The organism is Nostoc sp. CHAB 5715, assembly GCF_020829685.1.
Lineage (GTDB): Bacteria > Cyanobacteriota > Cyanobacteriia > Cyanobacteriales > Nostocaceae > Nostoc.
The window spans coordinates 1-10,153 of sequence record NZ_JAIVFR010000146.1 but is presented as its reverse complement, the minus strand read 5'-3'; the positions used below and the strand labels follow the sequence as shown (position 1 = coordinate 10,153).

General features: G+C 44.1%; 10 protein-coding genes. 3 read left to right on the top strand and 7 right to left on the bottom strand.

Annotation, left to right across the window (positions count from 1 at the left end; all coding sequences use genetic code 11):
* Window positions 1-1,494: efflux RND transporter periplasmic adaptor subunit (locus LC574_RS10540; RefSeq protein WP_229453474.1), on the bottom strand; the 1,494-nt coding region annotated here is incomplete at its 3' end.
* 958 nt (window positions 1,495-2,452) lie between these two features.
* Between LC574_RS10540 and LC574_RS10535 the strand changes: the two genes are divergently transcribed.
* Window positions 2,453-2,764 carry an RNA-binding protein gene (locus LC574_RS10535; RefSeq protein WP_229453473.1) on the top strand — a complete coding sequence of 104 codons (312 nt, stop codon included), beginning with the start codon at window positions 2,453-2,455 and terminating at the stop codon, window positions 2,762-2,764.
* A gap of 428 nt (window positions 2,765-3,192) precedes the next feature.
* Here LC574_RS10535 and LC574_RS10530 read toward each other — a convergent pair whose 3' ends face one another.
* Entirely contained in the window at window positions 3,193-3,435 is a 243-nt protein-coding gene (locus LC574_RS10530; protein WP_229453472.1) for a hypothetical protein, read from the bottom strand.
* Window positions 3,416-3,694, bottom strand: coding sequence for a BrnT family toxin (locus tag LC574_RS10525; protein ID WP_229453471.1), 279 nt, complete (start codon window positions 3,692-3,694; stop codon window positions 3,416-3,418). The genes LC574_RS10530 and LC574_RS10525 overlap by 20 nt, the downstream gene beginning before the upstream one ends.
* 223 nt (window positions 3,695-3,917) lie before the next feature.
* Between LC574_RS10525 and LC574_RS10520 the strand changes: the two genes are divergently transcribed.
* A complete protein-coding gene (locus LC574_RS10520; protein WP_229453470.1) occupies window positions 3,918-4,334 on the top strand; it encodes a hypothetical protein in 417 nt (138 codons plus the stop codon).
* A gap of 127 nt (window positions 4,335-4,461) precedes the next feature.
* Here LC574_RS10520 and LC574_RS10515 read toward each other — a convergent pair whose 3' ends face one another.
* The 3 genes from LC574_RS10515 to LC574_RS10505 all read right to left on the bottom strand — a co-directional run bounded on the left by LC574_RS10515 (window position 4,462) and on the right by LC574_RS10505 (window position 8,429).
* Complete coding sequence (locus LC574_RS10515) at window positions 4,462-6,174, bottom strand: diflavin flavoprotein (RefSeq protein WP_229453475.1); 1,713 nt, start codon at window positions 6,172-6,174, stop codon at window positions 4,462-4,464.
* A 238-nt stretch (window positions 6,175-6,412) separates the two neighbouring features.
* The gene (locus LC574_RS10510) at window positions 6,413-8,137 is read right to left on the bottom strand and encodes a diflavin flavoprotein (RefSeq protein ID WP_229453469.1); all 1,725 of its coding nucleotides are present in this window, start codon (window positions 8,135-8,137) and stop codon (window positions 6,413-6,415) included.
* Window positions 8,138-8,219: 82 nt separating this feature from the next.
* Complete coding sequence (locus LC574_RS10505) at window positions 8,220-8,429, bottom strand: hypothetical protein (RefSeq protein WP_229453468.1); 210 nt, start codon at window positions 8,427-8,429, stop codon at window positions 8,220-8,222.
* Between LC574_RS10505 and LC574_RS10500 the strand changes: the two genes are divergently transcribed.
* Entirely contained in the window at window positions 8,399-9,250 is an 852-nt protein-coding gene (locus LC574_RS10500; protein ID WP_229453467.1) for a pantothenate kinase, read from the top strand. The genes LC574_RS10505 and LC574_RS10500 overlap by 31 nt on opposite strands.
* A 78-nt stretch (window positions 9,251-9,328) precedes the next feature.
* Here LC574_RS10500 and LC574_RS10495 read toward each other — a convergent pair.
* Window positions 9,329-10,153: HEAT repeat domain-containing protein (locus LC574_RS10495; RefSeq protein ID WP_229453466.1), on the bottom strand; the 825-nt coding region annotated here is incomplete at its 5' end.

Below are 10,153 nucleotides of genomic sequence, written 5' to 3'. Positions count from 1 at the left end.
TGTTACCTTGGTTTTGCCTTCTGTGTCTTTGACGACAAATATTGTCCCACTTGGATCTTGTGACTTTGCTTCTGCTATCCTAGATGTGTTAGCTGGGGAAGAGTCCTGCGGTACATTTGTTTGCGTCTCCCCTGTTCCCTTGGAGTTATTAGTGGCTGCTTGTTTCTGAATAGCTGTTTGCGGCACTACTACGCGCTGTTGAGTCTGGTTTTCAAAATTGACTCGCGCCAGCAGTCCACTACCAATTTTCCCTTGAGTGTTGAGAATCACTACTTCTACAGGTATCAAGCGAGCTGTGGCATCGGCAGCTGGGGAAATGCGCGTAACTCTGCCAATTAATCTTTCGTTGGGGAAGGCATCTAAGCGCACTTGTACAGACTGTCCAACCTGAATTTGTGCCAGTTCTAACTCCGAAACTGCAAGGGCGACTTTGACACGGTTAAAGTCGCCAATTTTTAAGACTTCGTTACCTGGTTGCAGAAGGTTGCCGGGTTCTGTTACCTTTTCTGTGACTATGCCAGTGATGGGGGATGTCAGCCGAGCGTAAGAACTGCGCTCTTTGGTTTGAGCAACCAATGCTTGTTGAGCAAGTACTCTACCTTTGGCGGCGGCGACGGCTTGCTGTTCTGTACGCACTTGTTCTTGGGCTGCCCGCAGTGCCTGGGCAGCTGTTTTTGCCTCGGTACGTGCTTGCTGGGCAGTTTGTTCAGCGATCGCTCCAGCTTTGAACAACCTCTGCTGCCGTTGGGAGTCTGCCTGAGCTTGTACCACTTCTAGCCGCGCCCGTTCAACGTCTGCACGGGCATTGCTTACCTGATTGGTTGCTCTAGCTACTTCTGATTTGAGGGCTGCTAATTCTGCTTCTGCTTGCTTTAATTCGGTCGAAAGTATAGCATCATCTAACCGCCCGACGTTTTGCCCAAGCTTTACCGGATCGCCCACATCTAAGTTCAAAGCCAACAGCCGGGCTTCTACCTGCGATCGCACTGATACAATCCGAAAGGGTGTTGTATTACCTGTGTATTCTAGTTGTTTTTCGAGCAAGTCTGTTCGAGCGATCGCCACATCTACAGGTGTTACACCAGTGCGTTCCTTACTACCAGGACTCTGAGATTGTGCATCTGCTGATTCTTTGGGCGACGAGCCGCAACTTGCCGTCAGCAGTGCTATACCTAGCAAACAAGAAATGAATAAACTTTTTACAGAGGTGGAGAAAAGTAAGTAATTTCCTTTACCTTTTCCACCTGTTGCACTATTGCTGTTTGCAAGAAGTCTACTCTTTAAATCTGCGTAGGCGCAGCCCGCACTTCGGCTGCGCCCTTCTCTACGAGAGGCTGCGCCAACGGCTACGCTCTCCCAAGGCTCAGTGACCACCTCAGGCATAGCTACCTCAGTCTTCACAACTGAATTTAACTGGATATTAATGAGCTGGTTGGCGGCTACCGAATCTGTAATTTTCACCTGCTTGTGCGGCTTATTCATATCCAAAATCATTTATTTTTCTCTTATTGGGGAGCTTTTGGGGTTAAACAGCCGTGTTTTACCAAGTAATTTTGAGAGATTTAATTAACAAAAAACGGCGAGAATTCGTAAGCTGTCTCACAGGAACTTTCTGTATCAGAAATTACTGTTTTTCCATAAAAATCCAAAACTTCTCACCGCTCTACTTCTTACGCAGAGGTAGAAAATCTTCTTGCAGATAATAAATTATAAACTTAGTATAAATATTTGTCAGTTTTCTGAAATCTACCCATAGGAGAAACCCGGATTTTTCTAAAGATATGATTTTTTTGCCTTATATCATAAATATGCACGGTATTAAAATAATTACCGTTGTTTTTACATATTTTTTATTCTTGCATAAATACTCGTATTTATAGTAATTAAATTATTAAGAATATTAAATATTTACTGCTTTTTGGGTCTATAATGTATTAGAAAACACTATTTTTTCTTATGCCTCTTGCGTAATATGGCAAGAAACAGGGCGTTAAAAATTCAAAATTCAAAACTTGTACTGAGCTTGTCCTGAGCGTAGCCGTTGGCGCAGCCTCTCGTAGAGAAGGGCGTAGCCGAAGTATTCAAAACTTATACTGAGCAAGTCGTTGTATTCAAAATTGAAGAGAGTTACATAAGGGGATTTAAACCCCGACTGAAACTGAACTACGTGTTGACGTTGCGGGTCTTAAACCCTTTAATTTACGATAAATACCATAGCAACAACAGCAAGAATGAAGGTTTCAAAAATCAAAGCGGACTGCTATATAACTTTTTATAACAGTTTTGAAAATTTCCCCCAGAAAGTTAGTTGCTATGTCATCATGGGAAGTGAAATGAGAATTAATTCGGCGACAGTGTTTGTTTTTAGTATTGACAGGCTTTTCCCTTTTGGTATTACAGACTTCTCTCCGAAATCTAAATCTCTACAAACTTATGATTTTGGAGACATTTAATGTCAATTTACGTTGGTAACCTCTCCTATGAAGTTACACAAGATGCGCTGAGTGCTGTATTTGCAGAATATGGTGCTGTAAAGCGTGTTCAGCTACCTACTGACCGTGAAACAGGTCGTTTACGCGGCTTTGCTTTCGTGGAAATGAGTTCAGAAGATGAAGAAACAAAAGCCATTGAAGCGCTTGATGGTGCTGAATGGCTGGGTCGTGACCTTAAAGTGAATAAGGCCAAGCCTAGAGAAGACCGAGGTAATTCCTTCGGTGGTGGTAATCGTGGTGGTGGCGGTGGCTACAACCGTAATCGCTACTAAGTACAACATTTCATTAATTCGTAGCGAATTCTCTGCGTACCTTTGTGCTTACCTCTGCGTGACGGCAGTCGCTACAACGGGGAGCCACTGCGTTGGACGGGAACACCTGCTTGAAGCAAGTGGCGTGGGAACCCCCGCAACGCGCCCCCTCCCCTCTGCGTTTAAATTTCAACCCTCAATTCGCCACGATTTTACGCAAAGCTGTACTAAGCTAAGTAGGCGAAAGTCATTTCGTTGAATCTAGAAAAGGCTCAGGCAGCAATGCTTGAGCCTTTTTTATGCAAAACTTGACTAGTGAATAGTACTCAGTAGAAGCTCCTCCAACTCACAAAAAAGCGATTCCTCGAAATAGTCTGCTTTCATCTACTTGCTGGAGTTGACTATACCTTTGATAAGACGGCTTACAACTGTCCGATGCAACGAGGTTGTTAGGCTGTTTCGCCGTTTGCTGCTTGTGGCATTGACTTAATCAACGCCCTTAACACTTTGTTGACCGATTCTGGTGTGGTGAAAACCTGAGCCACATCTTCATCTAATACCACAACTGTTAATTGTTGCGTTCCACTACGGGCAGCAAAGCGATTGGGCTTTGCCTTCTGATAATCGAAGCGATACTCAGCCTGAAGCTCATCATCAGAATTTTGGGATTTTTCAAAAGGCGTTTCGTTCATAATCTTCACGTTCCTTTCGATTAGCTAGACGAGCGCTGATGATACGAATAATATTAGAACGCTCAGTGAAGGAAATCAACAGCAAGAGATTTTGTTGAGAGTGACCAATAATGATTTCTCGCTGCTCATCTCTAGAGTGCGCTTCATCATCAAAGATGACTGCCAGAGAATTGCCGAAGACAGTTTTGGCTTCTTCAAAGCTGACACCGTGCTTCTTCAAATTTGCCACTGCTTTTGATTTATCCCACTCGAACTCCATGACCAGATCATATCCGATTAGCTATGCAGAGTTGATAAAACTGCTCATCTGTAAGGTGAATAATGGGGTTGAGATTTACCACAACAGTTTTTATTGGACTACATTCCGGGATTTGTTGGCTTGTAATTGCACTCAATGAAACTGTAACTATATCAATGTTAGTGCTATTAGCATGAGACGTTTACCCTTACTATACTTGTAAAAGTAAGGTTCTAACAAGACAATGCAAATTAAACTCTCTAATATCTACGTACTTCCGGTGGCAAGTATGGTTGCTCTTATTGGAGCGCTACTTATAGAGATTTCTACAGCTCAATCTTCTGATTTTCAACCAGTAAATTCTGCACTTCATAACCCAGAAGTTTCTGATGAGGTTATTGACAGACAGGTTTTGCAGGAGGGGCAAGTCCTGATAGTTCAGACAAGAAGCAAGGGAGTGGAAGTTATAGCTGGGGCTAAAGTCGTGACCATGACGAAAAGCTACATTGTGACTATACAAGATAAGAATGGTAAAGTTATCAGAGTCCTTGCACGTTTGGGCGGAGGATCTGATCTCATTGCTACGGCTGTTATGTCGAAGGCTGAAGCTCTTCAATTATTAGAATCAGGTGGGGGGATTGTGGAAAATTCTAAAGACTAGTACCACAAGGCAAAAGTCAAAAGTCAAAATGAATACAACGTAAGCGTTTCGTTCATTTTGAATGGACGGTTTATTTCCGCCGACCTGTACTAGGTGAATTTCCTAATAGCCAGTCCCCAATACCTAATTAATAATGAGTTGCCGACTTGCGATGATGCACAGCTGTCACGCCATCAGTATCTAACAATTTGCCATTCTCGACAGTGGCATAAACTAGCCAATGGTCGCCAGATTCCATCCGGTTTTGTACGGAACATTCAAGATATGCTAGGGCATTTGTAAGTATGGGAGAACCATTTTCAGCTTCTTCGGTGGCGACATCAGCAAATCGGTCTTGTCCTGGGCCGAATGGTTTGAGAAAGTGCTTCATCAATCCCAAGTGATTGCCTTCTTTAAGAATATTGAGGACAAATTTGTTTCCTGTATGCGTCAGTGTTTCTACTGCGCGGTCTTTAGCTACAGCTATGGTTAAACCAGGGGGACTAAAGCTAGCTTGAGATACCCAAGAGGCTAACATAGCACTGGAGCGATCGCCTTCTTTGGCTGTAAGAACACAAAGAGAACCCACAATCCGACCAACTGCTTGTTCTACAGTTGTTGCAGGAAGACTTGGCGATCGCACTTTTCTAGCTTTCTTCAAAGCTTGGGCAAAGTCGGTTCCAGCTTCTTCACACAATTGTAAGGTGGCATCGTTGGGTTTGAATTTTACGCGGATAGTATCAAAACCAAACCGATAGCCAGCATCTTTCAATTTACCTTCGATTAAATCAACTGCTTCCCCACTCCAACCAAAGGAACCAAATACACTAGCGAGTTTATTGTTAGTAGCAGTAGATAGCACAATTCCTAAAGCTGTTTGCACGGGTGTGGGTGCATGACCGCCAAGGGTAGGAGAACCGATGATGAAACCACCGGCTTTTTCTACAGCCGCCCGGATTTCTTCTGGTTGAGTAAATTCGCAGTTAATCGATTCTACAGCAACGCCAGCTTTTGTAATCCCACGAGCGATCGCTTGGGCTAATGTTGCCGTATTCCCATAAGCTGATGCATAAATTAACGCCACTGTCAAGTCAGCAGATGTTTGCTGTTGACTCCATTCTCGATAAGCTTTAGTCAGTTCGATTAAGCCATAGCGTACCAAAGGCCCGTGCCCAGTGGCATACATTCGCACGGGAAAATCGGCAAGTTTATCCAGCGCTGTTTCAACTTGACGCGCGTGAGGAGCCATGAGGCAATCAAAATAATAGCGCCGATCTTCGTTATATACTTCCCAGCCTTCATCAAATACCTGATCTCCGCAAACATGCGCCCCAAATAACTTATCTGAGTACAGAATTTCGGTTTGCGGATCGTAGGTGCAAAGTTGATCTGCATAGCGGGGATTGGGGGTGGGAATAAATTGTAAATTATGCCCGTTGCCTAAATCTAGGGTTTCTTCGCCCCGCATTACAATAATTTGCAAATCTGGATTTTCCAGCGCCCCACGTAAATTTATCGCCCCTGGATTAGAACAAACAAAAGTGATTTGCGGGGCAATTTTCAACAAAGCTTTTAAAGTTGCAGCGCGGTTGGGGTTGACGTGTCCCAAAATTACATAATCTAACTCTTCGAGATGGATACGCTGCTGCAACGCTTTTAAATAAATTTCCGTAAACGTTTCCCCTGGAGGGTCAATGATGGCACTTTTATTGCTTTCGATTAAATAAGAATTAGCAGTTGTACCCTTAGCAAGAGCGTATTCAATTTCAAACCTGAGCCTAGACCAACTGCGCGATCGCAGTATTCTTGTATCTGTAGCTATTGGATAAACTTGAACATCACGGGGTTTATTTGTTGACATAGGGAGTAGGGAGTAGGGAATGGGGAGTAGGGAATAAGAAGTCGGAATTACCACTCCCTATTCCCTTTTTTAATAATGCTTTCTGACATGATTTTTGGGTTAATGAGGAACTAAGAACTAGGAAACACCACTCCCTACTCCCTACTCCCCACTCCCTATCTTAATAATGACTTTTAGGGTAATGGGCAATAATAAGTAGGAAACACCACTCCCTACTCCCTACTCCCCACTCCCTATCTTAATAATGATTACCAACTTTGCGGTGATGCACAGCAGTTAAAGCTTCTGGCTTAGAAACTCGTCCGGCGTAGACGGTGCTGTATACTGCCCAATGGTCGCCGCAATCCATTCTACTGACGACTTCGCACTCCATGTAGGCGAGGGCATCGTTGAGGATAGGCGCACCATTTTCGGCTGCTTGGGTTCTTACTCCTTCAAAGCGATCGGCACCAGGGGCGAACCGCTTCAAAAAGTGCTTCATGAGTGGTTGGAAATTGCCTTCTTCTAAGACATTGAGAACAAAGCGATCGCCTACTTGCATGAGTGATTCAATTGCCCGATCTTTGGCTACTGCAATGGAAAATCCCAAGGGTTTGAAGCTGGCTTGAGCAACCCAGGAGGCTAACATCGCACTGGATACATCGCTTTTTTTGGCAGTAATAATATATAATCCGCCGCTTAGTCTACCTAATGCTTTATCTAAGTCAGCACCAAGGGATTTCATGGCTTTAATGCTGCGATCGCGTGTTACCCATTGTCCTAAATCAGTACCCGCTTCTTCACACAGCTTGTAAGTATTTTCTGTAGGTGTTTCTTTAATCCGAATCGCTGGAAAAACTGTTGTCAAACCCAAATTACGGAATTTACTCAGCAAAGGATCTATTGGTTCATCATCGCCACCGCCAGTTTCAAATACGCCGATAGCTTGCTTTTCTTTGGCAGATCCTAAAACTGTGCTGAGTGCAGCTTGAATGTTCCCAGCCCCAGAAGCTGGAGGTAGACCAACGATTAGCCCAGCACAACGGCTAACTAGTTCCCGTAGCTCTTGTAAATCGACTTCCGATCCCAAATCGACAATTTCCACGGCAACACCGGTTTTACCGATACCGTTGGCAATTGCTTGAGCTAGGCGATCGCTATATCCGTATTCGGAAACGTAAAATATGCCAATCACTGTTTCTGGCTTGGCTTGCGTTTGGCTCCAACTGCGGTAACGTCCAACTAATTCTTCGACATTGTGAGATAATAATGGCCCGTGTCCTGTGGCAATCATACCGATGGTTTTCAATTCCGCCATGCGTTTTAGGGCAGATAAAACTGACCGTGCATTCGGCCCCATCAAGCAATCGTAGTAGTAATGAAAGTCTTCTTCGATAGCCGCTAAGTCTTCATCAAAGGTGCTATCTGAGCAATAGTGCAACCCAAAGGCATCGCACGTATAGAGAATTTTGGTTTTGTGGTCGAAGCTGAAAATGGTATCCGGCCAATGTAAATTTGGAGCAATCACGAATTCAAATTCATGACCATTGCCCAAATCCAAGCGATCGCCATTTTTCACAATCCGCCGTTTAAATGGCTGATGTACCAAATCCTCCAGAAACTGAATCGCCACTTTAGAACCGACAACGGTTATTTCTGGAGCCATTTGCAGCAAATCTTTAACTAAACCGCTATGGTCTGGCTCGGTGTGGCTGATAATCAAATAATCAATCTCTGTTGGCTTGATTAGTCCGGTGAGCGTATCGAAGTATAGTTGACGAAACTTTTCGTGGGAGGTATCAACTAAAGCAGTCTGCTCCCCACGGATGAGAAACGAGTTATAGGTGGTACCGTTTTGCAGACCAAACTCAATATCGAAGCGATCGCGATCCCAATCCAGAGAGCGAATAGCCGTCGTCTCTTGAGCGATTTCCACCTGCTCTATGGTGAGCCGTTTTTCAGTTTTTTCGGTGAGCGCTACCATAACTCCCCTCCTTGACACAATGAGTATTTGTTCCTCTAGGTTTATTGTTACACGGGATGAATGTTAATTTTTATTAAAAAATTTATGGTTGACTTAAAAAAGTTAAAAGTGTGAAACCGCAGAGGGATTGGGGAGATGAGGGGGATGAGGGGGATGGGGGAGATGAGGGAGATGAGGGGGATAAGGGAGATGGGGGAGATGAGGGGGATGAGGGGGATAAGGGAGATGGGGGAGATGAGGGAGATGAGGGGGATAAGGGAGATGGGGGAGATAGAGGAAATTTGGCTAGCATTGGAAATTGGGAATTCCCGACTGCATTGGGCGTTGTTTATTGGCGAAACGCTTTACTCAGCTTGGGATACCGATTACTTACCTGAGTGTGTCATACAACAGTTGTCTAAATCTCAAACTCTAGATGATTTACTAGAGAAAATTTTTCCACCCGATCACAGAGCAGGTGGAGAAAATTTTACCTTATCCCCCCCATCCCCCTCATCTCCCCCATCTCCCTCATCTCCCTCATCTCCCTCATCTCCCCCTCCCCTCCTCGTCGCCTCCGTAGTTCCCAGCCAAACTGCTATTTGGAAAACTTACCCAAATACTCATGTTATTACATTAGACCAAGTACCGCTAAAAGGTGTTTATCCCACACTAGGAATTGATCGCGCTTTAGCTTTGTGGGGTGCTGGAAAAACTTGGGGTTTTCCCATGTTGGTAATTGATGCTGGGACAGCGCTAACTTTTACTGCTGCGGATGCTAATCAGTGTCTAGTTGGAGGTGCAATTTTGCCGGGATTAGGATTACAATTTGCAACTCTCGGTCAACAAACAGGACAATTACCATTAGTAGAAATGCAAAACTTTTCGTCTCTACCACCACGTTTTGCTCTCAATACTACAGAAGCTATTCAAAGTGGAGTGCTTTATACAATATTAGCTGGAATTAAATATTTTATTGAAGCGTGGTTGCAATTATTTCCTAATGGTAGGATTGCGATTAAAGGGGGCGATCGCACTTTATTACTAAACTATCTGCAAGCCTTATATCCTGAAATTGCGACACATTTAATTGTGGAACCCAATTTAATCTTTTGGGGAATGTGTTTAGATTAGCGTAACCGTTCACAGGATTCCCAAACGCTACCGCGAAAAATAGGTACATGAACGATGCCTAACTAACGCTACAACGCCTCAAGACTGATACCATACTTTCGATAATGCAGAATTCGCGGCATCTCGCAAGTATTCATCTTCATGATCTAGAAGAAGCATCAAATCTGGAATAGCGATGCGAGCTCTCTCCCCTAGATTGCCTAACGCATTAACAGCCCAAGTGCGAAAGAATACCGGAGTACTGAGTAAAGAAATCAGATGCGGAATTGCTAGCTCGATTTCTTCTTCCCCCATTTGGCTTAACAAGATTGCAGCCTTAGTACGGCTGAAATCATTTCCTAGAAGACTTGCTTCTAGAGCAGCCTTGACAAAAGGAATAGCTACCTTGCCAGATTCCCCCATCTTGATCAACACTGTCGCAGCATCGAAACGAATCAGAAAATGTTCATTATCCTCAAGCAAGGGTATCAAGTGTGGAACAGCGTCCGCAGCTAGATTACCCAACGTCTCAATCGTATGAACACTGGACATGCGGACAGACCACTCTGGATCATATAGAAGTTGGATAAGTTTTAGAAGAACAGATTGAGCATGTGATCTGCTACTTCTTACGGCAGAAACTGCACTAGAACGTACAATATAATTCGGATCATCTAGCAATGCAATTATCTTAGGTGCTGCATCAAAGACTGGCTCCAAAAGACACGGTACTGATGCTATCTGCCCCAATGCTCCTACTGCTGTAGCACGCACATCAGCTATAGGATCATCTAAGAGATGTAGCAAGTGAGGAATAGCAACGATTGCAGCTTCACCTATACTCCCCCATTTTTCAACTACAGGAGCAGACAGCACTCCAAGAGAGTAAGCAGAGCATGAGAGAACTTCACGATCAGGATGATA

Bases quoted from the DNA above. Each gene is read 5' to 3' on its own strand.
- LC574_RS10505 (WP_229453468.1), bottom strand. From the start codon at position 8,429: ATGCTAGCCAAATTTCCTCTATCTCCCCCATCTCCCTTATCCCCCTCA.
- LC574_RS10515 (WP_229453475.1), bottom strand. From the start codon at position 6,174: ATGTCAACAAATAAACCCCGTGATGTTCAAGTTTATCCAATAGCTACA.
- LC574_RS10525 (WP_229453471.1), bottom strand. From the start codon at position 3,694: ATGGAGTTCGAGTGGGATAAATCAAAAGCAGTGGCAAATTTGAAGAAG.
- LC574_RS10500 (WP_229453467.1), top strand. From the start codon at position 8,399: ATGGGGGAGATAGAGGAAATTTGGCTAGCATTGGAAATTGGGAATTCC.
- LC574_RS10535 (WP_229453473.1), top strand. From the start codon at position 2,453: ATGTCAATTTACGTTGGTAACCTCTCCTATGAAGTTACACAAGATGCG.
- LC574_RS10510 (WP_229453469.1), bottom strand. From the start codon at position 8,137: ATGGTAGCGCTCACCGAAAAAACTGAAAAACGGCTCACCATAGAGCAG.
- LC574_RS10530 (WP_229453472.1), bottom strand. From the start codon at position 3,435: ATGAACGAAACGCCTTTTGAAAAATCCCAAAATTCTGATGATGAGCTT.
- LC574_RS10520 (WP_229453470.1), top strand. From the start codon at position 3,918: ATGCAAATTAAACTCTCTAATATCTACGTACTTCCGGTGGCAAGTATG.